Annotated in this window: 24 protein-coding genes and 1 pseudogene; 8 read left to right on the top strand and 17 right to left on the bottom strand. The window is 61.9% G+C overall.

Annotation, left to right across the window (positions count from 1 at the left end; all coding sequences use genetic code 11):
- Window positions 1-2: 2 nt before the first annotated feature.
- The 5 genes from WI754_RS03890 (at window position 3) to WI754_RS03910 (ending at window position 6,817) form a co-directional block, all read left to right on the top strand.
- Entirely contained in the window at window positions 3-1,424 is a 1,422-nt protein-coding gene (locus WI754_RS03890; RefSeq protein ID WP_349436339.1) for an FAD-binding oxidoreductase, read from the top strand.
- Between the two features lie 33 nt (window positions 1,425-1,457).
- A complete protein-coding gene (locus WI754_RS03895; RefSeq protein ID WP_349436341.1) occupies window positions 1,458-2,990 on the top strand; it encodes an aldehyde dehydrogenase family protein in 1,533 nt (510 codons plus the stop codon).
- 27 nt (window positions 2,991-3,017) lie between these two features.
- Window positions 3,018-4,250: a pyridoxal phosphate-dependent aminotransferase gene (locus tag WI754_RS03900; protein WP_349436343.1), complete on the top strand. Its 1,233-nt coding sequence runs from the start codon at window positions 3,018-3,020 to the stop codon at window positions 4,248-4,250.
- 167 nt (window positions 4,251-4,417) lie between these two features.
- Window positions 4,418-5,827 carry a cytochrome P450 gene (locus WI754_RS03905; protein ID WP_349436345.1) on the top strand — a complete coding sequence of 470 codons (1,410 nt, stop codon included), beginning with the start codon at window positions 4,418-4,420 and terminating at the stop codon, window positions 5,825-5,827.
- 9 nt (window positions 5,828-5,836) lie between these two features.
- The gene (locus WI754_RS03910; RefSeq protein WP_349436346.1) at window positions 5,837-6,817 is read left to right on the top strand and encodes a lipid A biosynthesis lauroyl acyltransferase; all 981 of its coding nucleotides are present in this window, start codon (window positions 5,837-5,839) and stop codon (window positions 6,815-6,817) included.
- Window positions 6,818-6,820: 3 nt separating this feature from the next.
- Here WI754_RS03910 and phnN read toward each other — a convergent pair whose 3' ends face one another.
- The 15 genes and pseudogenes from phnN to phnG form a co-directional block, all read right to left on the bottom strand.
- On the bottom strand, window positions 6,821-7,414 hold the full coding sequence (phnN, locus tag WI754_RS03915; protein WP_349436347.1) for a phosphonate metabolism protein/1,5-bisphosphokinase (PRPP-forming) PhnN: 594 nt from the start codon (window positions 7,412-7,414) through the stop codon (window positions 6,821-6,823).
- Window positions 7,414-8,553: an alpha-D-ribose 1-methylphosphonate 5-triphosphate diphosphatase gene (locus tag WI754_RS03920; RefSeq protein ID WP_349436348.1), complete on the bottom strand. Its 1,140-nt coding sequence runs from the start codon at window positions 8,551-8,553 to the stop codon at window positions 7,414-7,416. Before WI754_RS03920 ends, phnN begins: the two co-directional genes overlap by 1 nt.
- A gap of 1 nt (window position 8,554) precedes the next feature.
- Window positions 8,555-9,262, bottom strand: coding sequence for a DUF1045 domain-containing protein (locus WI754_RS03925; RefSeq protein WP_349436349.1), 708 nt, complete (start codon window positions 9,260-9,262; stop codon window positions 8,555-8,557).
- 117 nt (window positions 9,263-9,379) lie between these two features.
- Window positions 9,380-10,882, bottom strand: a complete 1,503-nt coding sequence (gene phnE, locus WI754_RS03930) for a phosphonate ABC transporter, permease protein PhnE (RefSeq protein WP_349436350.1) — start codon at window positions 10,880-10,882, stop codon at window positions 9,380-9,382.
- 9 nt (window positions 10,883-10,891) lie between these two features.
- Entirely contained in the window at window positions 10,892-11,854 is a 963-nt protein-coding gene (gene phnE, locus WI754_RS03935) for a phosphonate ABC transporter, permease protein PhnE (RefSeq protein WP_349436351.1), read from the bottom strand.
- A 111-nt stretch (window positions 11,855-11,965) separates the two neighbouring features.
- Window positions 11,966-12,871 carry a phosphonate ABC transporter substrate-binding protein gene (gene phnD, locus WI754_RS03940; RefSeq protein ID WP_349436352.1) on the bottom strand — a complete coding sequence of 302 codons (906 nt, stop codon included), beginning with the start codon at window positions 12,869-12,871 and terminating at the stop codon, window positions 11,966-11,968.
- A 90-nt stretch (window positions 12,872-12,961) separates the two neighbouring features.
- A pseudogene (gene phnC / locus WI754_RS03945) lies at window positions 12,962-13,791 on the bottom strand (phosphonate ABC transporter ATP-binding protein).
- A gap of 141 nt (window positions 13,792-13,932) precedes the next feature.
- The gene (locus tag WI754_RS03950) at window positions 13,933-14,550 is read right to left on the bottom strand and encodes a DapH/DapD/GlmU-related protein (RefSeq protein ID WP_349436353.1); all 618 of its coding nucleotides are present in this window, start codon (window positions 14,548-14,550) and stop codon (window positions 13,933-13,935) included.
- On the bottom strand, window positions 14,547-15,254 hold the full coding sequence (gene phnL / locus WI754_RS03955; protein WP_349436354.1) for a phosphonate C-P lyase system protein PhnL: 708 nt from the start codon (window positions 15,252-15,254) through the stop codon (window positions 14,547-14,549). Before phnL ends, WI754_RS03950 begins: the two co-directional genes overlap by 4 nt.
- Before the next feature lie 2 nt (window positions 15,255-15,256).
- The gene (gene phnK, locus WI754_RS03960; RefSeq protein WP_349436355.1) at window positions 15,257-16,033 is read right to left on the bottom strand and encodes a phosphonate C-P lyase system protein PhnK; all 777 of its coding nucleotides are present in this window, start codon (window positions 16,031-16,033) and stop codon (window positions 15,257-15,259) included.
- 253 nt (window positions 16,034-16,286) lie between these two features.
- Window positions 16,287-17,165, bottom strand: coding sequence for an alpha-D-ribose 1-methylphosphonate 5-phosphate C-P-lyase PhnJ (locus WI754_RS03965; protein WP_349436357.1), 879 nt, complete (start codon window positions 17,163-17,165; stop codon window positions 16,287-16,289).
- Window positions 17,162-17,581 carry a FosX/FosE/FosI family fosfomycin resistance hydrolase gene (gene fosX / locus WI754_RS03970; RefSeq protein WP_349436358.1) on the bottom strand — a complete coding sequence of 140 codons (420 nt, stop codon included), beginning with the start codon at window positions 17,579-17,581 and terminating at the stop codon, window positions 17,162-17,164. Before fosX ends, WI754_RS03965 begins: the two co-directional genes overlap by 4 nt.
- Window positions 17,578-18,690, bottom strand: coding sequence for a carbon-phosphorus lyase complex subunit PhnI (locus WI754_RS03975; protein WP_349436360.1), 1,113 nt, complete (start codon window positions 18,688-18,690; stop codon window positions 17,578-17,580). Before WI754_RS03975 ends, fosX begins: the two co-directional genes overlap by 4 nt.
- Window positions 18,691-18,692: 2 nt before the next feature.
- Window positions 18,693-19,313 (bottom strand): phosphonate C-P lyase system protein PhnH, encoded by a 621-nt coding sequence (gene phnH / locus WI754_RS03980; protein WP_349436361.1) that lies wholly within the window; start codon window positions 19,311-19,313, stop codon window positions 18,693-18,695.
- Window positions 19,313-19,780 carry a phosphonate C-P lyase system protein PhnG gene (gene phnG, locus WI754_RS03985; RefSeq protein WP_349436362.1) on the bottom strand — a complete coding sequence of 156 codons (468 nt, stop codon included), beginning with the start codon at window positions 19,778-19,780 and terminating at the stop codon, window positions 19,313-19,315. Before phnG ends, phnH begins: the two co-directional genes overlap by 1 nt.
- An 84-nt stretch (window positions 19,781-19,864) precedes the next feature.
- Between phnG and phnF the strand changes: the two genes are divergently transcribed.
- Window positions 19,865-20,602, top strand: coding sequence for a phosphonate metabolism transcriptional regulator PhnF (gene phnF, locus WI754_RS03990; RefSeq protein WP_349436364.1), 738 nt, complete (start codon window positions 19,865-19,867; stop codon window positions 20,600-20,602).
- 59 nt (window positions 20,603-20,661) lie between these two features.
- Here the strand turns inward: phnF and WI754_RS03995 are convergent, their stop codons facing one another.
- Both WI754_RS03995 and fba read right to left on the bottom strand, forming a co-directional pair.
- On the bottom strand, window positions 20,662-21,501 hold the full coding sequence (locus WI754_RS03995; protein ID WP_349436366.1) for a fumarylacetoacetate hydrolase family protein: 840 nt from the start codon (window positions 21,499-21,501) through the stop codon (window positions 20,662-20,664).
- Between the two features lie 203 nt (window positions 21,502-21,704).
- Window positions 21,705-22,751, bottom strand: coding sequence for a class II fructose-bisphosphate aldolase (gene fba, locus WI754_RS04000; RefSeq protein WP_349436367.1), 1,047 nt, complete (start codon window positions 22,749-22,751; stop codon window positions 21,705-21,707).
- A gap of 74 nt (window positions 22,752-22,825) precedes the next feature.
- Here fba and WI754_RS04005 point away from each other — a divergent pair, with 74 nt between their 5' ends.
- Both WI754_RS04005 and WI754_RS04010 read left to right on the top strand, forming a co-directional pair.
- Window positions 22,826-23,263: a hypothetical protein gene (locus WI754_RS04005; RefSeq protein ID WP_349436368.1), complete on the top strand. Its 438-nt coding sequence runs from the start codon at window positions 22,826-22,828 to the stop codon at window positions 23,261-23,263.
- Window positions 23,264-23,402: 139 nt separating this feature from the next.
- Window positions 23,403-25,001: a peptide ABC transporter substrate-binding protein gene (locus tag WI754_RS04010; protein ID WP_349436369.1), complete on the top strand. Its 1,599-nt coding sequence runs from the start codon at window positions 23,403-23,405 to the stop codon at window positions 24,999-25,001.
- The last annotated feature ends 49 nt before the right edge of the window (window positions 25,002-25,050 follow it).

The following is a 25,050-nucleotide window of genomic DNA, read 5'->3' on the forward strand; positions in this document are numbered from 1 at the left end:
CGATGATCGACCAAGAGCACATCGCGGCACTGACCGGCATTCTCGGCGACAAAGGCATTGTCACCGAGCCTGGTGACATGGCAGCCTATGAGACCGGCGCGCGCTATGACGAAGGCCGGGCCGCACTCGTCCTGCGGCCGCAGACGACCGAAGAGGTCTCGGCGGCCGTCGCCTATTGCGTGAAACACGGCATTCCGCTCATTCCGCAATCCGGCAATACCGGCCTCGTTTCCGGCTCGACGCCGGATGCGAGCGGAACGCAAGCCGTGCTCAGCCTCGACCGCATGACCCAGCGTTTCGATCTCGATCTCGACAATCGGTCGCTGCGGGCAGACGTCGGGCTCCGGCTTTCGGACGTCAATCAGAAGCTCGAGAAACACGGACTTTTCTTTCCGATCGACCTTGGCGCCGATCCGCGCCTTGGCGGCATGCTCGCGACCAACACCGGCGGCTCACGATTCCTGAAATATGGCGATGTGCGCCGCAATACGCTCGGCATCAAGGTGGTGCTGGCGGACGATGAGGGCACGATCCTCGACCTCACCTCGGAGCTGCGCAAGAACAACACCGGCATCGACTGGAAGCAGACCTTCATCGGCACCTCCGGTTCCTTCGGCATCATCACGGAATGCGTGCTGAACCTCGAGCCGCTTCCAAAGCAGGTGGCGACCGCCTATCTGGTGCCGGCAAGCGGCGCACATGTCATGCCGCTGCTGCGCGCGATGGAGGACAGGCTTGGCGCCTATCTCTCCGCGTTCGAGGGCATGTCGAAGAACGCGGTCGCGGCAGCACTCGATCATGTGCCGTCGCTGAAAAACCCGTTCCAGGGCGGCAACGTGCCCGACTACGTCATTCTGGCCGAAATCTCCCGGACCTGGGAACCACGCGAGGGCGAGCAGACACTGGATGCGGTGCTGGAAACGGTGCTGGCGGAAATCTGGGAAAGCGACGTTGCGCCGCTCGCCGACGCGTTCGTCGGCCCGGCGCATGAAATGTGGGTCCTGCGCCATGCGCTTTCCGAGGGGGTCAAGCATTCCGGAAAATTGATCGCCTTCGATCTTTCCTTCCGCAGGGGTGATATCATGGCCTTCTGCGACCGAATGAAGGACGAGATGCGACAAGCCTTTCCGGAGGTGACGATCTGCGATTTCGGCCATATCGGCGACGGCGGCGTGCATTTCAATCTCGTCGTGCCGAAGGATAGCGCCTCGGCATCGGACAAGGATTTCGAGCGGCGGCTGCGCGACTGGGTATTTGCCATCGCCGTTCAGGATTTCAACGGCAGCTTCAGTGCGGAACATGCCATCGGCCGGAAAAACCAGGCCTATTACGACCTTTATACGCAACAGAAGATCAAGGACATGGCCCATGGCCTCAAAGCCATCACCTCGCCGGGAAGCCTCGGCACGGTCAGCTTCGGATAGTCCTTCGAGACAAGAAACGGGAGTTTGCTCATCATGAACATTGCAACGAAGACGGTGAACGTCGTCCAGGAAACGGCCGCGCTTCTCGAAAAGCTCGGCGTCGCCAAGGAGCTCTACGCAGGCGGCGACATGGCCTCCTTCTCGCCCGTTACCGGCGAACAGATCGCCAGCCTCAAGACGGTTTCGGCCGCTGAAACCGCAGCCAAGATCGAGAAGGCTGACGCGGCCTTCCGCGCCTGGCGTCTCGTTCCGGCCCCCAAGCGCGGCGAACTGATCCGCCTGCTCGGCGAGGAACTGCGCACCCACAAGGCCGATCTCGGCCGCCTCGTGTCGATAGAAGCCGGCAAGATCCCGTCGGAAGGTCTCGGCGAAGTGCAGGAAATGATCGACATCTGCGATTTCGCCGTCGGTCTCTCCCGTCAGCTTTACGGCCTGACAATCGCCACCGAGCGCCCCGGCCACCGCATGATGGAAACCTGGCACCCGCTCGGCGTCATCGGCGTCATCTCCGCCTTCAACTTCCCGGTTGCCGTCTGGGCCTGGAACTCGGCGCTTGCTCTGGTCTGCGGCAATGCCGTCGTCTGGAAGCCGTCGGAAAAGACCCCGCTCACCGCACTTGCATCGCAGGCTATCCTTGACCGCGCCATCGCCCGCTTCGGTGATGCACCGGAAGGCCTGGCCCAGGTGCTGATCGGCGATCGCGCCATCGGCGAAGTGCTCGTCGATCATCCGAAGGTGCCGCTGGTTTCGGCGACCGGCTCGACACGCATGGGCCGCGATGTTGGTCCGCGCCTTGCCAAGCGCTTTGCCCGCGCCATCCTCGAACTCGGCGGCAACAATGGCGGCATCGTCTGCCCCTCGGCCGATCTCGACATGGCGTTGCGCGCCATCGCCTTCGGCGCCATGGGCACGGCAGGCCAGCGCTGCACGACGCTGCGCCGTCTCTTCGTTCATGAAAGCGTCTACGACAAGCTCGTTCCGCGCCTGAAGAAGGCTTACCAGAGCGTGTCGGTCGGCAATCCGCTGGAATCGACCGCCCTCGTCGGCCCGCTGGTCGACAAGCCGGCCTTCGACAACATGCAGAAGGCGCTTGCCGAAGCGAAAGCCCATGGCGGCTCGATCACCGGCGGCGAACGCGTCGATCTCGGCCACGCCAACAGCTATTACGTCAAGCCGGCGCTGGTCGAAATGCCGAAGCAGGCCGGTCCGGTCCTCGAGGAAACCTTCGCGCCGATCCTCTATGTGATGAAGTACAGCGATTTCGACGCGGCCGTGGCCGATCACAATGCTGTCGCCGCCGGGCTTTCCTCGTCGATCTTCACGCTCGATCTGCAGGAAGCCGAACGCTTCCTGTCGCCTGACGGTTCCGACTGCGGCATCGCCAATGTCAACATCGGCACCTCCGGTGCTGAAATCGGCGGCGCATTCGGCGGCGAAAAGGAAACCGGCGGCGGCCGCGAATCCGGCTCGGACGCATGGCGCGCCTACATGCGCCGCGCCACCAACACGATCAACTATTCGAAGGCCCTGCCGCTGGCACAGGGCGTCTCGTTCGACATCGAATAATATCGGCGACATCGAATAGGACCTGACATGACCATCAACACGAAGGTTGAGGAGGCGGGCTTTTCGCCCGCCTCGCGGATTTCCACGATCGGCGTTTCGGAAATCCTGAAGATCGGCGCCCGCGCGCAAGCCATGAAACGCGACGGTAAGCCGGTGATCATTCTCGGCGCCGGCGAGCCGGATTTCGACACGCCGGACCACGTCAAGCGGGCGGCAACCGCCGCCATGCTGCGAGGCGAAACCAAATACACCGCGCTCGACGGAACGCCGGAACTGAAGGCCGCGATCCGCAAGAAATTCGCACGGGAAAACGACCTCTCCTACGAACAGGATCAAATCACCGTCGCGACCGGCGCCAAGCAGATCCTCTTCAACGCCATGATGGCGACGCTCAACCCGGGCGACGAGGTGATCATCCCGACGCCTTATTGGACATCCTATTCGGATATCGTTGAGATCGCCGAGGGCAAGCCGGTCCTGATCGCCTGCGATGCCGAAGCCGGATTCCGGCTGCAGGCCGAGCAGCTTGAAGCGGCGATCACGCCGAAGACCCGCTGGGTGATGCTGAATTCGCCATCCAACCCGTCCGGGGCCGCCTACAGCGCCGAAGACTATCGCCCGCTGCTCGACGTGCTCCTGAAACATCCGCATGTCTGGCTGCTGGTCGACGACATGTACGAACACATCGTCTACGACGGATTCCGCTTCGTCACGCCGGCTGCCCTTGAGCCGCACCTCAAAAATCGCACGCTGACGGTGAACGGCGTCTCCAAGGCCTATGCCATGACCGGCTGGCGCATCGGCTATGCCGGCGGACCGCGTGACCTGATCAAGGCCATGGCTGTGGTCCAGAGCCAGTCGACCTCCTGCCCGTCCTCGATCAGCCAGGCGGCTGCGGTGGAAGCCCTGACCGGGCCGCAGGATTTCCTGAAGGAGCGCACGGAAAGTTTCAAGCGCCGTCGCGATCTGGTCGTCGCCGCGCTCAACGCCATAGACGGCCTTGACTGCCGCGTCCCAGAAGGCGCCTTCTACACCTTCGCGGGCTGCAGCGGCGTGCTTGGCAAAACGACGCCTGGCGGCAAGCGGATCGAGACGGACACGGATTTCTGTGCCTATCTGCTCGAAGATGCCCATGTCGCCGTCGTGCCGGGTTCCGCCTTTGGCCTCTCGCCCTTCTTCCGCGTCTCCTATGCCACCTCGGAAGCGGAACTGCGCGAAGCGCTGGAGCGGATCGCAAAGGCCTGCGCGGCCTTGCGCTGAATTCCCTCCTTCACGGCCGCGGCATCGCCCGCCGCCGTGAAGACCTTTTCACCCTGTGCTGCGTCGTCGAAAGAATTTTGCACTGCGGGAAATTGCTGCTATCCGGTAAGCCGCAACGATGAGCGCGCGACGCGCCGTGACCGGATACAGACAGGGGCAGCGGGAGCATGTTCTCCAGATTACGGCAAACGACGGATATCATTGAAAAACTCAGGAAGACGTCGTTCGAGCCCGCGCATTCCGACTACTACAAGGGCAAGCCTGGGCGACCGCTGAACCTTATCCTCAAGGCCCGCCACGATTTCCTGTCGATCTGGCGCAAGGGCGACTATACCGACCGCGTCACCCAGATGAAGATTTTCGGACGTCAGGTCGTCGTCGTCAATTCGCCGGACGCGATCCGCTACGTTGTTGCCAAACGGCACGAGAATTTCGAGCGCAAGACGCCGCAGATGCGGCGCGCGCTGGAGTTCCTGCTCGGCGATGGCCTGTTCATTTCCGATGGCGAAACCTGGAAGCAGCGGCGCCCGCTGGTCAACGATATCGTCCACAAGAACCGTGTGCCGGCTTTCGGCAGAATCATGGAGAACACGGCAAGCGAGCTTGTCCAACGCTGGGAGTCACTACCGGACGGCGCACCCGTCAATGCGCTCTTCGAGATGGCTGGACTGACGGCCGAGATCATTTCCCGCGCCGTTTTCGGCAACGATCTCGGTGAAGAAGCTGCGAACGCCGTCAGCGAGGGGTTCGAGAGTTACCAGTCGCTGATCGATTCCGTCAACATCGGCTATTTTCTCGGCTTCGACGAAGGCCTGCCGGTGTTGCGGACGCCGAAGTTGCGCCGGTCCGTGTCGCGCATCCACCAGATCATCGACAAGGTGGTCGAGGACCATCTGGCCGGCCGCGGCGACGACAATTCGATGGTCGAGCTTCTGGTACGCCGGCAGAAACGCAACCCGGAGCTGAAGCTCGACGTGGTAGCGCTGCGCAACGAGGCGGCGACGATCTTCATGGCCGGCCACGAGACGACGGCAGCGACGCTGACCTGGGCCTGGTACTTGCTGTCGCGGGCCGGGTGGGTGGAGAAATCCCTGCATGAGGAGCTCGCCCGCGTCTGCGGCAACCGCGTGCCGACGCTCGACGACATTCCGCAGCTCGAATGGTGCCGCGCCGTGATCGAGGAGACGCTCAGGCTCTATCCGCCGGTGCCTATCCTCGCGCGCCAGGCGAACGAGGCCGACCGGATTGGCGATATCGACGTCAAGCCGGCTTCGCTGATCCTGATCGTGCCTTGGCTGCTGCATCGGACGGAAGCCTTCTTCAAGGACGCGCACCTGTTCAAGCCGGAGCGTTTTCTCAACGGCCAGAAACCCATACCCTACAGTTACATCCCCTTCGCCAGCGGCCCGCGCGTCTGCCCGGGGCTGCAGTTTGGCCTCAACGAAGCGATCCTGTGCCTGGCGATCCTTGCCCAACGTTTCCAGGTCCGGGTCGCGGATGATGCCAAGGTCGAGCCGCAATGCCGTTTGACGCTGCGTCCGCGCGGCGGCCTGCCGGTGACGCTGCACCGGCGCTGAGCGTACATCATGCGCCCTGAACGCGACTCCTCCCGGAAAGTCTGGGTCTACGCGCCCCGTAGAGCGCCGCCGCTCTCTGACGTTTGGCGCGGCGGCAAGGCGCGCAGGGCATTCATCAGCCACTGGATTGGCGGAACACTGCAAAACGCCTTCGACCTGGCAATGTTTTATGCCATGAAGCTGTTGCCCGCCGATGCCTGCTCGGCACTCGGCGCAAAGCTGGGTCTCTTCTCCCTCCCCCGCTGGCACAAGGGCGCCGTTAAAAAGGCACGCGTGAATCTGGCGCGGCTGCTGCCCAACGCAGGCGATACCGAACGCGACGCATTGATGGTCCGGAACTGGGAAAATCAGGGCCGGCTCATGACCGAATTCTCTGTCGTCAACCGTATGGCGAAAGATGGCAAACGCGTCACCCTGCATGGAGAGGAGTCTATCATCGATGCCGCCCGACAAGGTCCGTTGATCCTGATGGGGCTGCATACCGGCAATTGGGAACTGATCTGGTCGATCGTGCACAGGCTGGGCATCGATGCAGCGCTGAACTACGCGCCACCGAACAGTCCTGCGCGGCACTGGATCGCAAGGCGCGTCCGGCAGCAGGCGGGAATATCCTTGCTACCGCCGGGAAAGACGGCCGTCCGTCCGGCGCTGAAACGTCTGCAGGATAGCGGCACCATCATCGTCTTCTGCGACGAGGGCCTGCGCGGAAAAATCCGGGGGCCGTTTCTTGGACGCAAGCCGCACGCGGACGGCAATCTTGCATTGGTCGCGCGGCTTGCCCGCCTGACTGGTGCACGGATCTGCCCGGTCTACACCCTGCGTACCGGCGGCGCGCAGTTCAGCTTCCATGCTCTGCCGGCCATCAGCCTTCCGCCGGAGGAACGATCCGGCGCGCGCCTGATGGAAGACGTCGTTCTTCTGAATTCGGTCATCGAGCCGGTCATTCGCGACCATCTCGACCAATGGTATTTTCTCGACAACGCGCTTTGACGGCTAGCTTGTAGCCAGCGTCATCCCGCACAACTCGGCGACCAGCGCCGCGAAACGCGAACCGGCAATATCGAGGGATCCGCTATTGTCGATCGTGATCACATCCGCATCGTCGAGAATATCCGGTGCCTGCCGCTGCAGGCGCTTCAGGATATCAGCCTCGCTCTCGCGCCCGCGCGCCACGAGCCGCTGAGCGAGCGCCTGCGGCGAAGCTGTGATATTGACGACCACGACCTTCGGGAACACCTGTCGGAACCGCGCAATCGCCCCGCGACTACCATTTGCGATCAGGATCCGCCCCGCACGCACGCGATCAAGTGCCGCGCACGGAATGCCATATTGCAGCCCGTGCGCCTGCCACGCGACGGCAAAATCGCCAGCGGCAAGCCGGGCGTCGAAATCACCTTCGGAAACACTCTCGTGATCCTCACCTCCGGCATCGGAGGGACGGGTAATCACCCGGCGAACGAAGTCGATCTCGGCGCGACTGGCGAAATGCTGCGCGACGAAACCGATGACGCTGTCCTTGCCGGCGCCGCTTGGTCCGACCACGACGATGATCGCACCTTGCCGATGGTCCGATGGATAGCCGTGCATCAGGCGACCCGCCGGCCTTCGCGCCAGACGGAACGAACGACAGGGATGCCCTCGTGACGCTGGACCCTAACGATATCGGCGCGCAGGCCGGTGGCAATCCGGCCGCGATCGGTGAGACCAACCGTGCGGGCTGGGGTCGCCGTGACCATGGCGAGCGCCTGCGGCAGGCTGACGCTTTCCAGCTCGTCCGACAGCACGAAGGGCGCGTGGATGAGGCTGAACGGCACGTAGTCTGAGGAGAGTACGTCGAGCACGCCGCGCTCGGCGAGATCGCGCGCTGCGATATTACCCGAATGCGACTTGCCCCGCACGATGTTCGGCGCGCCCATCAGCACGCTCAGGCCCGCGGCATGCGAGGCTTCCGCGGCTTCGAAGCTCGTCGGAAATTCCGCCAGCCGAATGCCGAAACCGACCGATTCCTCGACATGGGCGATGGTCGCGTCGTCGTGGCTCGCAATGGTGATGCCACGCTCGGCGCAGGCCCTGGCGATCTCGGTGCGATGCGGCGCGGCATATTTGGCGGAAAGCGCCTGCTGGCGGGCGCAGAATTCCGCGAAGGCCTCGTCCGTCATGCCGCGCTTGTTCTTGTAGTAGAGCGTGTACTGATCCATCGTCTGGAACTGCCGCTGGCCCGGCGCATGGTCCATCAGCGAAACGAGGCCGACCTGCGGATCGTTCTCGAATTCCAGGAAATGCGCGAGCACGTTGTCGGTCGAGACCTCGCAGCGCAGGTGGATGCGGTGGTCTGCCCGCAGACGATTTTCCTTGGCGGCTTGCGCCAGCGCGTCTGCCATGTCGCGCATCTCGCCCTGCTCGAAGCCGCCATCCTCGTCGGAGCCCATGCGCAGGCAGTCGAACACCGTGGTGATGCCAGACGTGACGACCTGGGCGTCATGTGCCTGGATCGCCGCCATCTTCAGCCAGCGAACGCCGGGGCGCGGCGAATAGTGGGCTTCCAGATGATCGGTGTGCAGCTCGACAAGGCCGGGGATGAGGTAATCGCCTTCGAAATCCTCGCCCGTGCGGCTAACGCCTTCGGAGATATCGGCGATCTTGCCGTCGCGGATGAGCACCGAGCCGGTGAGTATCTGGTCCTCGAGGACGACGCGGGCGTTGGAGAGAACGTTTTCAGCGGTCATGTCATGCCATCTTTCGTTTGGACGTGCCGCCAAGCGGCAAAAGCGAGTGAACGGTGAAAGGCGCGCCGCGCGCGTGCTCGGTAAACAGCGCCAGCGACGTGACGGCAAGCGGCTTGCCAATGAACCGCGCGAATGTCTGCTCCAGCAGGGCCCTCATCGAGGCCTGCCGCTCCACCGGCACGGGGCCGGTCAGCGTCATGTGGAACTGGAAGCTCTCGAACACATAGGGATAACCCCAGGAGAGCAGATTGCTGCGATGCACGTCGGTCAGTGAATCCGGCTTGCGCCGCGACAAATCGTCAGCCGTGAGAGGCGCTCGAAAGGGCTCGAAACGCCGCACCGTCTCATCGGCAAGCGCCTGCAGCTCGGGACAGTCGCCCGCCGGCACCAGAGCAAAAAACGGTCCGAGCTGCCCCAGCGCCATTTCCGGTATCTCGAAGCGGGCACATTCCTCGGCAAAACCATCGAAGGCAGTGAGCAGTTGCGCTTCGTTTCTCACTGGAGCAAGCGGAAAAGGCGCCTTCAGCGTGCCATGAAAGCCGTAGCGGCGCGGATCGGCGGTAAGCGCCGTCAGTTCAACCGCATCGAAATCGCCGGCGGCTTCAAGCCGCGTGGTTTCGCCGGTGAACGGGTTGCTGCCCAGCCATTTCGCCGCCGCAATCGTCAGCGGGTGGTCTTCGTCCGGCGTCGTATAGAATGCGTAGCGCACGGTCCATTCCCTATCGAGGATGTCACGGGAGCGTCGATCGGACGGGCCGATGAGACGCCGTCGCTACGCGCTTTTCGTGACATTATCGTGATGGCCGGCGATGAGCCGGCACGTTTTTCAATGTGTTTTCTGGCCCATCAGACGCGAGCGCAGAAGATTGGAGACGCTGTCGAATAGGAAGACGACGACGAGAATCAGGATAACCATGTAACAGACGTTTTCCCAGTCGGAATTCGTCCGCATCGCCTCCCAGAGTTTAAGGCCGATACCGCCCGCACCGACCGCACCGATGATGGTTGCCGACCGGGTGTTTGATTCCCAGAAATAGAGCGCCTGGCTGGCAAAAACCGGCAGGACCTGCGGCAGGACACCAAACCGCTGCACGGTCAGCGGCGCGGCTCCGACCGATTTCACGCCCTCGCGCTGCTTGTCGTCGATATTCTCCAGCGCTTCCGAATAGAGCTTTCCGAGCGTGCCGGTATCGGTGAAGAAGATCGCCGACATGCCGGCCAGCGGCCCGGGGCCGAAGGCACGGGTGAAGAACAGCGCCCAGATCAGCATATCCACGGACCGCAGGAAGTCGAAGACGCGCTTGGTCACCTGGTTCAGCACACCGTTGCGGGTGATGTTGCGCGCCGCAAGGAAGCAGAGCGGGAAGGCGACAATCGAGGCAAACAGCGTGCCGACAAAGGCCATGACGATGGTTTGCAACAGCTTGGTCCAGACGTCGAGATGCTGCCATTCGGCATTGTAAAGGATGTTATTCCAGGCGAGCGACAGGTTGGAGCGGCTCGGATCAAGGCGCTCGCCGCTGAAGATCAGGCTCGCCACTTCGCCAAAGGACTTGTTGAAGAACGGCGAGTTGATATCGAAAATGAAATTGGCCCAGCCGGGGAAGCGATTGTGGATGCTGATCTTCTCCACATCGACATCGGCCCAGCCAGTCATGCCGAAGGCGAGCGTGATCTTCTCGCCCGGCCGCTTCTGTGTTGCCCACTTTGGCAGGGCGCCTTCCGGCTGCACGCCGCGGCCTGGATCGAGATCGATCAGCAGTGTTTCGCTGTTATGCGTGACAGTCACCTTGCGATCGGCGACATCGATGCTGGTCGTGCGGTTGTAGCTGATCGTTGCGCGGCTAACGACCTCTTCGGTGCGCCGCCCAATTTTAGCTTCGGTCTGCGCGCCGCTGCCGACCACCGAATTCGGCGCCATGAAGCTCGAACCCTTCCTGGGCGCGGCCTGCTGAGTGACAGCCGGAGCATCGATGGTGCGCTCCGCAATCCTCGTCTCGATCTTGACCCACTCCGGCTTGGCATTCGGCCCGAGCGGCGAAAATCGTGGGTAGACGATCTGCATTGCTCCATCGGCGGCGATCTTGATATCCGGGCGAACTTCGTAAGAGATCCAGTCGGCCAGGTAAGTGCCGGCGATGCCCCAATTGGCGTTCACGAGAACCTGGCCGATCGAGAAGAACCACCAGCTATAGATCATGTAGAAGGCGATGCCGGCAAAGATCAGGGCCGAGCGAATGCGCTTGCGCGACGAACCGTAGATCAGATGCGGATGGCGGACGGCGATTGCTTCCATCTCAGCGGCATTCATCATCGTGTTGACGGTCATGGTCCGCTCCTATTGTGCAAGCTGGAAGGCCTGGTCGCCGACGAGGCGGCGGCGCAACCATGCGGAGAATTGATCAACGGCAATGATCGTCGAGAACAACAGGATGATGATGGCGAGCGTCTTTGCCTCATGCCCCTGCCCGATCGACAGACGCAGCGGCTCGCCGATACCGCCGCCGCCGACAGCACCGATGATGGTCGAGGCCCGCACGTTGATCTCCAGCCGCAGCAGGAAATAACTGACGAAATTCGGCAGGACCTGCGGCACGATGCCGAACCAGACCCGCTCGATCCAGTTGCCGCCGGCGGCTCTTAAACCCTCATCCGGCTTCATGTCGGCATTTTCGACGACTTCGAAGAACAGCTTGCCCAGCGCTCCGATCGTATGGATCGACACGGCGATCATGGCCGGTATCGGCCCGAGCGACAGGACGGCGAGAAAGAAGCCGGCGATGACGACCTCCGGAAAAGCGCGCAATATTTCCATGAAGCGGCGCACAAGGCCGCGTACCCAAGGGTTCGGCATCAGGTTGCGGGCCGCAAAGAAGCAGAGGACAAAACCGAAGAACATGCCGAAGATGGTGGAGAAGATCGCGATGTTCAGCGTTTCCAGCATCTTGTAGAAATATTCGGGCACGTAGATCGCGTCCGTCAAATACATGCGGCCTTCGGGATAATTGTACTTGAGGCTGCCATCGTCATAGGGCGAGGGAAGATCGAAAATGGCGCGGCCGATTTCAGCGCCGTCGCGCGGCACGAGATCGCCGACGAAATCAAAGAAATAGGGCAACCGGTCGAAGAACTTGCCGGCATTGGTCTCGTTGGCAAACCAGAGAGACCCGGAAAGAGCCATGGCAAGCAGTGCGAGACCTATGAAAGTGTAGGTCCGGCGGCGGAGATTAAGCTCCTGCCAGTGGCGTTCGACCAGAGCGCCGTTGTCGCTCAAGGTCGGGGAAAGCGCTGACGTGGCCATAGAGTCTCCGGCAAAAGCGTGGCGGCTTCAGCGGACATCATGCCCCTGAAGCCTGTCCAGACGAGGAACGCTGGCCGGCAGGACCGGCCAGCGCTTTGCATTCAAGCGATATCAGCCGCCGATGGTCGACTTGCGGGCGTCGATGATCGGCTTGTAGAAGTCGGAGTTGACTTCGACGAAGCCCTTGTATTCGCCGCCTTCGACAGCCGCGAAGCAAGCCGCATCGGTCGTCGGCAGGTCGAGCATGAACTGCTTGAACTTGGCCTTGACATCGGCGCTGAGCGACGAACGGACAACGGTCGGGCCGTTCGGGATCAGCGGCGAGCGCCACAGTTCGACCAGGTCGTTCATGTCGAGGATACCCTTGTCGACCATCTTGCGCAGGTTGCCGGAGGTGTAGCCTTCCTTGAATTCGCCGATGCCCGAACCAAAGGTCGTGCCTGCGTCGAAGGTGCCCTTCAGCACTTCGAGAACGAGGTTTTCATGGCCGCCGCCGAAGCCGGTCTCGGCGAAGAATTCCTTGACCGGCATGCCGATCGTTTCCGGCAAGGTGACGTTCGGGATCAGGTAGCCCGAGGTGGAGTCCGGATCAGCGAAGCCGAGCTTCTTGCCCTTGAGGTCCTCGACCTTGGTGAAGCCCGAATCCTTGCGAGCGACCATGATCGAATAATAGCCGGTCGAACCGTCGATCTGTTCGGTGGTCAGGATCGGCTCGACGGCGTCAGCCTTGGCGAGGTAGATCTTGGCGTAGCCGGAAGCACCGAGTTCAGCAAAATCGAGCGTGCCACCCAGCAGACCCTGGATGACGCCGTCATAATCTGCCGCCGGGAAGAACGATACTTTCTCGACATTGAGCGCGGTCTTCAGGTGGTCGCCGAGGCACTGGAAGTTGCGCAGGCGGTCGGCTTCGTTTTCGCCGCCGATGATGCCGACGCGGAATTCCTTGAGGTCTTCGGCCTGAACGTGGCCGACGAGGGCAAAGAGCGCAACGGCGCTCAAAAGGGCTTTCTTCAACATAAGAGTCTTCTCCTGTTATCCCGGCCGTGCCGGTTCACATTCGGTTGCAAAGATGCGCCCGTGACGTGGGCTCTCGATCCTGACGGGAGGTTACAACCCGGCCAGTGCCAGCGGCCTGAGGATTTCTGATTGTCCTGCGCTGCAGGAATATTGATGCTGGTCGAGGTCATCGATTCCTCGATTTCCCCGTTGCCGCCGTAGATTTCGGCGACGGCGGCGGCCGTCAGATCCTGCGGCTGGCCGTCGAAAACGACGCTGCCATGCGCCATGCCGATGATCCGTTCGCAGTAATTGCGCGCCGTATCCAGCGTGTGGAGGTTGGTGACGACGGTGATGCCCTCGCGTTCGTTGATGTCGCGCAGCGCGTCCATGACGATCTTGGCGTTGAGCGGATCGAGCGAAGCGATCGGCTCGTCGGCAAGCAGCATCTTCGGCTGCTGCATCAGCGCGCGGGCGATGGCGACACGCTGCTGCTGGCCGCCGGAAAGCGTGCCTGCCGGTTGCAGCGCCGTCTGCTCGATGCCGAGCCGCTCCAGCGCGCCGATTGCCATGATTCGTTCTTCGCGGGTGAACATGTTGAGAATGCTGAGCACCGTCGAACGGTGATTGAGACGGCCAAGCAGGACGTTGGTGAGCACATCAAGGCGCGGCACCAGATTGAACTGCTGGAAGATCATCGCACAGTCGCGCTGCCAGTTGCGTAAGCTCGCTCCGCGCAGCAAGGACACCTCGAGATCGCCGAAATGGATGGAGCCGGACGAGACGTCGTTGAGCCGGTTGATCATCCGAAGCAGCGTCGACTTGCCCGCGCCGGAGCGGCCGATGATGCCGACCATCTGGCCCTGCGGGATGTCGAAGGTAACCGAATTGACGGCAATCTTCTTGCCGAACTTTCGTGTTACATTCTTCAGCTGGAACATGGGCACTCGTCCTCGTTGGCGGTACCGGTCATCGGTACGGTCTTTGCCATAACGGCGCTTGATGAAGTGGGAATGTCAGATTGATGTAGGTTTTGTTACAGTCCACAATCCCTGCGCAGGCAAGGGTTGTGGAGCAAAAAATCACGCATTGTGACGGGCGAGAAATGCATCGGCGTCCAGCATCCTGAAGTCGTTCAGGGCATCGCGCAGCCTGCCGTGATCCCAGTCCCACCAGGCGAGCTTTTCAAATCGCCCGGCGATCTCCTTGCCGAACCGTTCGCGGATCAGCCTTGCCGGAACGCCGCCGACAATGGTGTAGGGCGCAACGTCCTTCGAGACGACGGCGCCAGCGCCGATCACCGCGCCATTGCCGACCTTGACGCCCGGCAGCACCGTCGCGCCGTGGCCAATCCAGACATCATGGCCGATGACGACGCGGTTTCCCCGGCGCCAGGCGAAGAAATCCTGATCCATATCCGCATCCGGCCAATAATCCTTAGCCCGGTAAGTAAAATGGTGCAGCGTCGCCCGCCAGACCGGATGGTTGGTGGCGTTGATGCGCACCGAGGAGGCGATATTGGCGAATTTGCCGATCGTCGCGCACCAGACCGAGCCGTCTTCCATGATGTAGGAATAATCGCCCATTTCCGTTTCAGAAATACGGCAACGCTCGGCGATTTCGGTGTAGCGGCCGATCGTGCAATCGGTCACACGTGCCGTCTCGTGGATGAGCGGCCTTTCCGATAGCTTGATGGTCATGCGGCAGCCTTTCGCGGCGAGAAGGCGGAGACGTCGAGGATGCGGTCGGCAACGGCGTCGCGCACTTCCTCGTCATGGAAGATGCCGAGAAGCGCGACGCCTTCGGCCTTCTTGGCTGCGATCATCTCGACCACGACGCGGCGGTTCTTCGCGTCGAGCGAGGCCGTCGGCTCGTCGAGCAGAAGGATCGCATGGTCGGTGATGAAACCGCGGGCGATATTGACGCGCTGCTGTTCGCCACCGGAGAAGGTCGCCGGTGGCAATTGCCAGAGCTCGCGCGGCAGATTGAGCTTTGCCAGCAGATCGGACGCCTTTTCGCGCGCGTCCGCCTGTGAGGCACCGCGCGCCAAAAGCGGTTCGGCAACAATGTCGAGTGCCGAAACACGCGGAACGACACGCAGGAATTGGCTGACATAGCCGAGCGTGTCGCGGCGGACTTCCAGAACGGCGCGGGGTGCCGCGCTGGCGAGATCGACCAGATGGCCGTGATGCTCGATCAGGATCTGTCCGGCATCGACAGCGTAATTGCCATAGAGCATCTTCAGGATCGAACTCTTGCCGACGCCGGACGGACCGCCAAGCACGACGCATTCGCCCATTTTGACCGAGAAGGAAACGCCAGCGACCACCGGCAGGGTGACGCCATCGCGCAGATGCATGGTGAAGCTTTTGGCGACTTCGGAAACAACAAGCGGAGTGGCCATGGTTATACCTGCAGAATCGAGGAGACGAGAAGCTGGGTGTAGGGCTCGCGCGGATCGTCAAGCACCCGGTCGGTGAGCCCCTGCTCGATCACCAAACCGTCTTTCATCACCATCATTCGATGGGAGAGAAGGCGGGCGACGGCGAGGTCATGGGTGACGATGATCGCCGACAGGCCAAGATCGTGAACAAGGCCACGCACCACGTCGAGCAGGCGCGCCTGAACCGAGACGTCGAGGCCGCCGGTCGGCTCGTCCATGAAGACCAGACGCGGGGAGGTGACGAGATTACGGGCGATCTGCAGGCGCTGGCGCATGCCGCCGGAAAAGGCGCGCGGCTGGTCGTCGATGCGGTCTTCTTCGATCTCGACCCGACGCAACCAGTCGGTGGCGGTGGACCGGATTTGCCCGTAGTGCCGGTCGCCGACCGTCATCAACCGCTCGCCGACATTGGCGCCGGCCGACACTGTCATGCGCAGACCATCAGCCGGGTTCTGATGAACAAAGCCCCAGTCCGTGCGCATCAGGAAACGGCGCTCGGCCTCACCCATGCGGGCAAGATCACGGTACTGACCGTCGCGCATGTGATATTCAACAACACCGGAGGTCGGCATCAGCCGGGTAGACAGGCACGAAAGAAGCGTCGTCTTGCCGGAGCCGGATTCGCCGACGATGGCCAGCACTTCGCCCGGCCAGAGCTCGAAGGAGACATTGCGGCAGCCGACGCGGCCACCATAGAATTTCGAGACGTCGTTGACTTTGAGAAGCGGGACGGCGGTCATTGACGTGCCTCCTTTTGAGCGCGCGGAGGCTTACCCCCCTCTGTCCTGCCGGACATCTCCCCCTCAAGGGGGGAGATCGGCTGGGCGCACCATCCGGGCCTGCGCGCTATCGAAATTCGTCGCCCCCGGAAAATCATGTTTGACGGATGAGGGTTCAGTACCTCGATCTTCCCCCTTGAGGAGGGTAAGATGTCACGCAGTGACAGAGGGGGGTAAACCCTGAGCGACCTGATAGGCAAATATTCAAAAGCAATCATTCCGCCGCCTCCTGCCGCGCCAGCATCTCGCCGGCATGACCGTGTGCCCGCCGATCCTCGCAATGATCGGTATCGGAGCAGACGAACATCCGGCCGCCCTTGTCATCGAGCACAACCTCGTCGAGATAGACGTGCTCTGCGCCACAGAGCGCACACGGCTTGTCGAAATGCTGGATCTCGAAAGGATGGTCCTCGAAGTCGAGGCTGACGACGTCGGTATAGGGCGGCACGGCATAAATGCGCTTTTCACGGCCAGCGCCGAAAAGCTGCAGCGCTTCCGACATATGCATCTTCGGATTATCGAACTTCGGCGTCGGCGAGGGATCCATCACATAACGACCTTCGACCTTGACCGGGTAGGCATAGGTCGTGGCGATGCGGCCGTTGCGGGCGATGTCCTCGTAGAGCTTGACGTGCATGAGGCCGTATTCCTCCAGCGCATGCATCTTGCGGGTCTCGGTCTCGCGCGGTTCGAGGAAGCGCAGGGGTTCGGGGATCGGCACCTGGTAGACCAGCGTCTGCCCGGCCTTCAGCGCTTCCTCCGGAATGCGGTGGCGCGTCTGGATGATCGTCGCTTCGCGCGTCTTCGTCGTCACCGCGACATTGGCGACCTTCTGGAAGAAGGCGCGGATCGAAACGGCGTTGGTCGTGTCATCGGCTCCCTGGTCGATGACTTTCAGCACGTCGTCCGGCCCGAGGATCGCCGCCGTCACCTGCACGCCGCCGGTGCCCCAGCCATAGGGCATCGGCATTTCGCGGGAAGCGAAGGGGACCTGATAGCCGGGTATGGCGATCGCCTTGAGGATCGCCCGGCGGATCATCCGCTTGGTCTGCTCGTCGAGATAGGCGAAGTTGTAGGTGGCAAGGTCAGTCATTCGGCCGCCTCCTCTAAACGGGAATACGTCTCGAGCCGCTCAGCAAGCGTACCGCTGTGCAATTCGAAGAGATGGTTGTCGTCATCGTGGAAATAGACCGACCGCCCCTCGCCTTCGACACGCGGCCGCGGTGGCATGACGTCGAGATTGAGCGAGCGAATGCGCTCGAGGTAAATATCGATATCCTCGTCGCGTATCTTGAAGGCGACGTGGTTATACGTGCGTTCGCTCAGACCCTTTCCCTGCATGATCGCAATCCAGAGATCTCCGACTGTGAAGAATTTCTCCGGTGCCTGTGAGAACTGCTTTTCGCCGCTCGCATAGACCTGCTTGGCGCCGAAAACCGTCTCGAGAATCTCCGTCATCCGGTCGAGATCGCTGACGATGAAGGTGATGTGGGAGAGATCCTCGATCATTCCGCCGCCTCCGGGAGGCCGCTATCCTTTTCGGCACCGGACTTTGCGTCATATTCGGCACACATGCGGCGGACGAGATCGAGTTCGGCCTGGAAATCCACATAATGCGGCAGCTTCAGGTGCTCGACGAAGCCGGTCGCCTGGACGTTGTCGGAATGCGAAATGACAAATTCCTCGTCCTGTGCCGGTGCGACGATATCCTCGCCGAATTCCTCGGCACGAAGCGCCCGATCGACCAGCGACATGGCCATGGCCTTGCGCTCGCTCTGACCGAAGACGAGACCATAGCCGCGCGTGAACTGCGGCGGGTTCCTGGCCGAGCCCTGGAACTGGTTGACCATCTGGCATTCGGTCACCTGGATGCGGCCGAGCGAGACGGCGAAGCCGAGTTCGGGAACGTCGAGTTCGACCTCGACTTCGCCGATGCGGATTTCGCCCACGAAAGGATGGGTGCGGGCATAGCCGCGCTGGGTCGAATAGGCGAGCGCCAGCAGAAATCCCTCGTCGCCACGCGCCAGCGCCTGCAGGCGCAGGTCTCGGTTCAACGGAAACTCCAAGGGTTCGCGCGTCAGGTCGCCGGGCACATGATCCTCCGGCAGCTTGCCATCACCCTCGATCAAGCCTTCGCCGGCGAGAATATCGGAGACGCGCATCATCGGGCTCTCGTCAGCACTGCGGCGAACGGGATCAGCGACCGGCTCGTCCGTCAGCAGCGACGGATCGAGCAGGCGGTGGGTATAGTCGAAGGTCGGGCCCAGAAGCTGGCCGCCGGGCAGGTCCTTGTAGGTCGCCGAGACGCGGCGCTCGATCTTCATGCTTGCCGTATCGACCGGCTCCGACATGCCGAACCGCGGCAGCGTCGTGCGGTAGGCACGCAGGATGAAGATCGCCTCGATCATGTCGCCGCGTGCCTGCCGGACGGCAAGGGCCGCCAGTTCGCGGTCGTAAAGCGAGGCTTCCGCCATGACGCGGTCGACCGCAAGGCCAAGCTGGGCGACGATCTGGTCGATGGAGATCGCAGGCAGCGACCGATCGCCGCGACGGCGATCGGCGAGAAGCTGGTGTGCATTGACGATGGCCGCCTCGCCACCCTTGACTGCAACATACATGATCAGATCTCCCTGCGGCGAAGCTTGGTGGTGCGCGGCAGGCAAAGAATGTTCGTGCCTGCGACCAGGATCAGATCGACACCCCTTGGAAACAGCGCGCGATTTTCCGCCCAGAGGGTGAGGAAAATGCCCGGCAGGCCGACCGGCGAAATGATGGTCTCGTGCTTGATTCCGGGGCCGGTGGCGACCAATTCCGCGCCGCCTTCGAGCGACGCGATTTCAAGCACCAGCGTTGCGGAGCGATCCGGATATTCCTGCGTGCCAAGCGCGAACTGGTCGAAACCCGGAACGATGCCACCAGCGTCGACGAAGACGAGGCGGGCCTCTGGCTTGACCTCCGTCAGCGACGCGCCGGTGTGGAAGGACAGCCAGGCCGGCACCGATGAATTGGCAAGGGCAGGGCTGAGCCAGACGGGGGTTCCGTCGTCGCACAGGGTCAGCGCAATCGCTCCGGCACCGGCACCAAGCGGCGCCGGTGGACTTGCCGATGCGCCAAGCGGCGCGATCGTGCCGGGGCGTGCCATGGCATCCATCAGAGCCCGGAATACGGCCTGCGACTGGAAAACAGGCTCCGTGAAGGCACCGGCATAGGCGCTGGCGTGGATTTCGGTCTGAACGCCCATCAGTTGTCTCCCCGGACCATCGTGAAGAAATCGACGCGTGTCGCCGCGGTCTGTTCGGCCTGTTTGCGGTCTTCAGCCGCGACATGGTTTTCAACCGCGTCGATCAGCGATTCGACGGCCTGCCTATGTTCTGGTCGCTGGCGAAGCGCATCGAAAACCGCGGCAAGACGCGCCTTCTCACGGTCATTGCCGAGCAGCTGGCCGTGGCCGATCTCGCCCGAGCCGAGCCGCACCGTGGCCCGGCTGACCGTCGCCTCGCCGAGATTGAAGGCGTCACCGCCGCCGCCGATGCGGCCACGCACCATGACAAGACCGCTTTCCGGCCCGCGCACCGCATGCACCTCGGGCTTCGGCTCGATCGCCCGCCAGCCCGCGCTGAGCTCTGCGATCGAGGCCTTTGCCAGCAGCTCCATCGCCCGCTTGCGCTCATTCACCGCCGCGCCGCTCTTTTGTTTCATGGTATCCATTGCTTTCGTCCGAAATGTCTAATAATATAGACAACTATACATCTGATAAGTGTTTCTAGAATCCCAACATGACGAGCTTGTGACATGAATGCGAAAAAGGCGGTCGAGCGACAGACGGGCGTGGCTCTCTGGCGGCAGATCGCCGATCTGATCCGGCTGTCGATCAGCAATGGCGACTACGACCAGACCGGCATGGTGCCGCCGGAAGTCGTCCTCGCCGGCCAGTTCGGCGTCAACAGGCATACTGTGCGCAGCGCCCTTGCCGCCCTCGCCGAAGAAGGGCTGGTGCAGGCGATCCAGGGCCGTGGCACGATGATACAGCGGAAAGAACGGCTGAGCTTTCCGATTTCGAGGCGCACGCGCTTCTCGCAGGGCCTCGGCGGTCAAGCCCGTGAGACGGTCGCGAGGCTGCTCTCCCGGGCCGCCCTACCCGCTGCAGGCGACGTCGCGGCAGGGTTGAGGATCGCTCCTGGAACCGACTGTATCCAGCTCAATCTCGTCAGCAGCGCCGATGGCCGGCCGGTGTCCTGTTCCACCAACTTCTTCCCCTCGGATCGCTTCCCGCACATGGCAGAGAAAGTCGAAAAACTGGGTTCGATCACCAAGGCCTTTGCCGCGGAAGGCCTGCCGGACTACGTGCGCGTCTCCACGGAGCTTGTCGCCCGCCACGCCGATGCCGACGAACTGGCCCTGCTTCGCCTTTCGCCCGGCGCCATCGTCATCGAGGCGACCGCCATCAACGCCGATCCGGATGGCGTGCCGGTACAGTTCGCCCGTACCCGCTTCGCCGCTGATCGCGTCAAGCTGAAGGTCGAAACCTGAGGGCCACGAAAAAGGGCGCGATGCGGTGGCACGCGCCCTTCCTCAATTTATTGCGGCGATCAGACGTCGGCGATGAAGGTCTGCCTCTGCGTTCCCAAACCCTCGATGCCGAGCTCAACGACGTCGCCCGCCTTGAGGTACTGTGGTGGCTTGAACCCCATGCCGACGCCGGGGGGCGTGCCGGTCGAGATGATGTCGCCGGGATGCAGTGTCATGAACTGGCTGAGATAGCTGACGACATTGGCGACCCCATAGACCATGGTCTTCGTGGAACCATCCTGCTTGGTGACGCCGTTGACGGTCAGCCACATCTTCAGCTTCTGCGGATCGGCAACCTCATCGCGCGTCACCAGCCAGGGGCCGGTCGGGCCGAACGTGTCGCAGGACTTTCCCTTGGTCCACTGGCCGGAGCGCTTGGTCTGGAAATCGCGCTCGGAGACATCGTTGATGACGCAGTAGCCGGCGACGTGTTCCAGCGCGCCGGCTTCCGACACGTACTTGGCCTTTTTGCCAATCACCACGCCGAGCTCCACCTCCCAGTCGGTGGCTTCCGAGCCGCGTGGGATGACGACGTCGTCATTCGGACCAACGATGGCGGACGTCGCCTTCATGAAGATCACCGGCTCCGGCGGCACCGTCGCGCCGGTTTCAGCGGCGTGATCGGCATAGTTCAACCCGATGCAGATGAACTTGCCGGTTCCGGCAACGCAGGCGCCAAGGCGCGGGCTGCCGCCGACGACCGGCAGGCTGTCGATATCGAGCCCCTTGGACCAGCCCATATCGCTGATCGCGTCGCCGCCAACATCGGCGATGACCCCGCTCAGGTCCCTGATCTGGCCGTCTTTGTCAAGAACGCCCGGCTTTTCCGACCCTAGGGGCCCATACCGCAAAAGTTTCATGTTTCCTCTTCCCTTGGAACACAGACTATCGTGCCGCCTGACAAATCAAAGGCAGGCAGCGTTGTAAAGCGCTTTTGCTGGTTCCGCGGTGTCGGCGGGTGGGCAAATCTTGCAGCATAACGGGACGCTGCCGCCATCAGAGGTCCAGCATCTGCCCACCGAAAGAAGTCCGTGGCGGGATTTGCTCCCGCCACAATGCGTCCTCAGGCGGCCTTCGAGTAGGCCGTTGCCATGTCCGGCAGGCGCTTGACTCGGATTTTCGATGCCTGGCCGGCGGCGTTGAAGGCGATGAAGCGCTCCTTGCAGACCTCGACCATGCGGGCGGTCGCCGGCTTCAGATAGTTGCGCGGATCGAAATTGTCCGGATGCTGCAGGTGATGCTTGCGGATCTCGCCGGTGAAGGCGAGGCGGAGGTCGGTGTCGATATTGACCTTGCGGACGCCGAGCGGGATGGCCTTCTGGATTTCGGCCACCGGCACGCCCCAGGTCTGCTTCATCTTGCCGCCGAATTCGTTGAACAGGTCCTGCAGGTCCTGCGGCACCGTCGACGAGCCGTGCATGACCATATGCGTGTTCGGCAGCCGCTTGTTGATCTTGGCGATCGTTTCGATCGAGAGGATTTCGCCGTCCGGCGCGCGGGTGAACTTGTAGGCGCCGTGGCTCGTGCCGATCGCAACGGCCAGCGCATCGACGCCGGTCTTCTCGACAAAGTCGAAGGCCTGTTCCGGATCGGTCAGAAGTTCCTCGCGCGACAGTTTGCCTTCGAAGCCATGGCCGTCTTCCTTTTCGCCGGCACCGGTCTCGAGGTTGCCGAGACAGCCAAGTTCGCCTTCGACCGAGACGCCGGCCGCATGGGCGATCTTCACCACTTCCGCCGTGACGCCGACATTGTAGTCATAGCTCGCGATCGTCTTGCCGTCGGCAAGAAGCGATCCGTCCATCATCACCGACGTGAAGCCGTTGGTAATCGCCGAAATGCAGGTGGACGGCTGGTCGCCGTGGTCGAGATGCAGGCAAACCGGTATGTGTGGATATTCTTCGGCGGCACCGAGGATCAGGTGGCGCAGGAACGCGTCGCCGGCATAGGCGCGGGCGCCGCGGCTGGCCTGCAGGATGACGGGCGAATCCGTGGCATCGGCCGCGCGCATCACCGCCTGGATATATTCCAGATTATTCACGTTGAAGGCGGGCAGCGCGTAATTGTTTTCAGCGGCGTGGTCCAGCAACTGCCGCAAAGTGATCAAGGCCATTCAAAAGTCTCCCATTGTGCTGGCGCCATCATTCCTGATCAATGTCGGCACCCATATTCTCCGTTTGAGCAGAAGTGCCCGCCGCAAATGCCAACTGGTATCATCAAGACCAGGCCTCCTGGCGAAATGCGGGCGGATTTAACCGCACCATAATTGATGATCCGGGTTTGGCAACCGCTGACGCGACCGGAAAGATGGGTTTTGGTGAGCGGAAACGTTGCAGATGGGGCTCTGTGGACAAACTATCGCGCATTTTTTTGCCATACCGACTAAAACAACCCGTGATTGAAAGGCGGCCAATGTGCGCGGCGCTTTGTTTGGTGAGGACCAGTGAGCCGCCCTGGACGGCTAGGGAATGGGAATTGCATGATCATTTCCATCAAGAGGCAGCCGACGAATGCATATTACGTAAACTGCTGGAAATAATGCTCAAACTTGCGCAAGGCATTGTGGACCATCCGCCGGCGACGCAATTTACCGGGCGCAATTCCCTCGAAAAATGCCGCGATTGAAATGCAACCGCCGCGCTATAGATACATGCCTGTCAGCGACATTGCGGCGTTTGAACCACGACAGATGGCCTTGCCTTTGCGAAAAAATTGGCATTCTCTCGCCGCTTCACAACCTAAAAAGAGGGGAAGGAAAACAAAAATGACATTGGCAAAAATCAACCTCCGCACAGCGATCCTGCTCGGATCGTTTCTCATTGGCGCGAGCCCGGTGCTCGCGGAAACCGTTCTGCATCGCGGCAATGCCGGCGAACCGCAGACGCTCGATCAGGCTCACACCTCCATCAACATCGAAGAGTTCATCCTGAAGGATCTCTATGAAGGCCTGACCATTTACGATGCGGCCGGCAAGGTCGTTCCGGGCGCCGCCGAAACGTGGGACCTCTCCGACGACGGCTTGGTTTATACCTTCAAGCTGCGCGCCGACGCCAAGTGGTCGGACGGCTCGCCGGTGACCGCCGCCGACTTCGTCTTCTCCATCCAGCGTGTCGAGGACCCGAAGACCGCCGCCGGCTACGCCAACATTCTCTTCCCGATCAAGAACGCCGAAAAGGTCAACAAGGGCGAAGTGCCGGTCGACCAGCTGGGTATCAAGGCCATCGACGACAAGACGCTTGAAATCACCCTTGAGCGTCCGACACCCTTCTTCCTGGAACTGCTGGCGCACCAGACCGCTCTGCCGGTCTCCAAGGCAAGCGTCGAGAAGAACGGCGCCGATTTCGTCAAGCCGGGCGTCATGGTCTCGAACGGCGCCTACAAGCTCGTCGCCCATACGCCGAACGACAGCCTGACCACCGAAAAGAACCCGTCCTACTGGGATGCGGCCAACGTCAAGATCGACAAGGTGATCTTCTACCCGATCGACGATCAAGCCGCATCCGTCCGTCGGTTTGAGGCCAAGGAAATGGACCTTGCCTACAACTTCTCGGCCGACCAGCTGGACCGCCTGCGCAAGTCCTATGGCGAGCAGGTCCATGTTTCGCCGACGCTTGCGACCTATTACTACGCCTTCGACACGCGTCAGGAGCCCTATAGCGACGTTCGCGTTCGCCGTGCGCTCTCCATGGCCGTCGACCGCGACTTCCTCGCCAAGGAAATCTACAGCGGTTCGCAGCTGCCATCCTACTCCATGGTGCCTCCGGGAATGGCGAGCTACGGCGATCCGGCAAAGGCCGACTTCTCCGAGATGTCACAGCTCGACCGTGAGGATGAAGCGCTCAAGCTGATGAAGGACGCCGGTTACGGCGAAGGCGGCAAGCCGCTCAACATCGAGATCCGCTACAACACCAATCCGAACCATGAGCGCGTCGCGACGGCTGTCGCCGACATGTGGAAGAACACGTTCGGCGCCAAGGTGTCGCTGGTCAATCTCGACGTCTCCTCGCACTACGCCTACCTTCAGGAAGGTGGCAAGTTCAACGTCGCCCGCGCCGGCTGGGTCGCCGACTATGCCGACGCCGAAAACTTCCTGGCGCTCAGCCTCTCCTCGAACAAGACCTTCAACTACGGTCATTTCGAGAACCCCGAGTTCGACGCGCTGATGAAGAAGTCCTACGAGGAGATCGATCCGACCGTCCGTTCAAAGACGCTTCATGAAGCCGAAGCGCTTCTGATGAAGGAACAGCCGATCGCGCCGTTCCTGACCCAGGCCGATCTCTGGCTGGTGTCCGACAAGGTGAAGGGTTGGCAGGATAACGCCGTCAACGCGCATCTCAGCCGCTTCCTGAGCGTTTCCGAATAACGGATTTTTGACGCGCGGCGGCTTCGCGCCGCGCGTCACGGTCAGAGAG

The organism is Pararhizobium sp. A13 (assembly GCF_040126305.1).
Lineage (GTDB): Bacteria > Pseudomonadota > Alphaproteobacteria > Rhizobiales > Rhizobiaceae > Pararhizobium.

Coding starts and splice junctions, on each gene's coding strand:
- WI754_RS03890 (WP_349436339.1), top strand. CDS start 3: ATGATCGACCAAGAGCACATCGCGGCACTGACCGGCATTCTCGGCGAC.
- WI754_RS03895 (WP_349436341.1), top strand. CDS start 1,458: ATGAACATTGCAACGAAGACGGTGAACGTCGTCCAGGAAACGGCCGCG.
- WI754_RS03900 (WP_349436343.1), top strand. CDS start 3,018: ATGACCATCAACACGAAGGTTGAGGAGGCGGGCTTTTCGCCCGCCTCG.
- WI754_RS03905 (WP_349436345.1), top strand. CDS start 4,418: ATGTTCTCCAGATTACGGCAAACGACGGATATCATTGAAAAACTCAGG.
- WI754_RS03910 (WP_349436346.1), top strand. CDS start 5,837: ATGCGCCCTGAACGCGACTCCTCCCGGAAAGTCTGGGTCTACGCGCCC.
- phnN (WP_349436347.1), bottom strand. CDS start 7,414: ATGCACGGCTATCCATCGGACCATCGGCAAGGTGCGATCATCGTCGTG.
- WI754_RS03920 (WP_349436348.1), bottom strand. CDS start 8,553: ATGACCGCTGAAAACGTTCTCTCCAACGCCCGCGTCGTCCTCGAGGAC.
- phnE (WP_349436350.1), bottom strand. CDS start 10,882: ATGACCGTCAACACGATGATGAATGCCGCTGAGATGGAAGCAATCGCC.
- phnE (WP_349436351.1), bottom strand. CDS start 11,854: ATGGCCACGTCAGCGCTTTCCCCGACCTTGAGCGACAACGGCGCTCTG.
- phnD (WP_349436352.1), bottom strand. CDS start 12,871: ATGTTGAAGAAAGCCCTTTTGAGCGCCGTTGCGCTCTTTGCCCTCGTC.
- WI754_RS03950 (WP_349436353.1), bottom strand. CDS start 14,550: ATGACCATCAAGCTATCGGAAAGGCCGCTCATCCACGAGACGGCACGT.
- phnL (WP_349436354.1), bottom strand. CDS start 15,254: ATGGCCACTCCGCTTGTTGTTTCCGAAGTCGCCAAAAGCTTCACCATG.
- phnK (WP_349436355.1), bottom strand. CDS start 16,033: ATGACCGCCGTCCCGCTTCTCAAAGTCAACGACGTCTCGAAATTCTAT.
- WI754_RS03965 (WP_349436357.1), bottom strand. CDS start 17,165: ATGACTGACCTTGCCACCTACAACTTCGCCTATCTCGACGAGCAGACC.
- fosX (WP_349436358.1), bottom strand. CDS start 17,581: ATGATCGAGGATCTCTCCCACATCACCTTCATCGTCAGCGATCTCGAC.
- WI754_RS03975 (WP_349436360.1), bottom strand. CDS start 18,690: ATGTATGTTGCAGTCAAGGGTGGCGAGGCGGCCATCGTCAATGCACAC.
- phnH (WP_349436361.1), bottom strand. CDS start 19,313: ATGGGCGTTCAGACCGAAATCCACGCCAGCGCCTATGCCGGTGCCTTC.
- phnG (WP_349436362.1), bottom strand. CDS start 19,780: ATGGATACCATGAAACAAAAGAGCGGCGCGGCGGTGAATGAGCGCAAG.
- phnF (WP_349436364.1), top strand. CDS start 19,865: ATGAATGCGAAAAAGGCGGTCGAGCGACAGACGGGCGTGGCTCTCTGG.
- WI754_RS03995 (WP_349436366.1), bottom strand. CDS start 21,501: ATGAAACTTTTGCGGTATGGGCCCCTAGGGTCGGAAAAGCCGGGCGTT.
- fba (WP_349436367.1), bottom strand. CDS start 22,751: ATGGCCTTGATCACTTTGCGGCAGTTGCTGGACCACGCCGCTGAAAAC.
- WI754_RS04010 (WP_349436369.1), top strand. CDS start 23,403: ATGACATTGGCAAAAATCAACCTCCGCACAGCGATCCTGCTCGGATCG.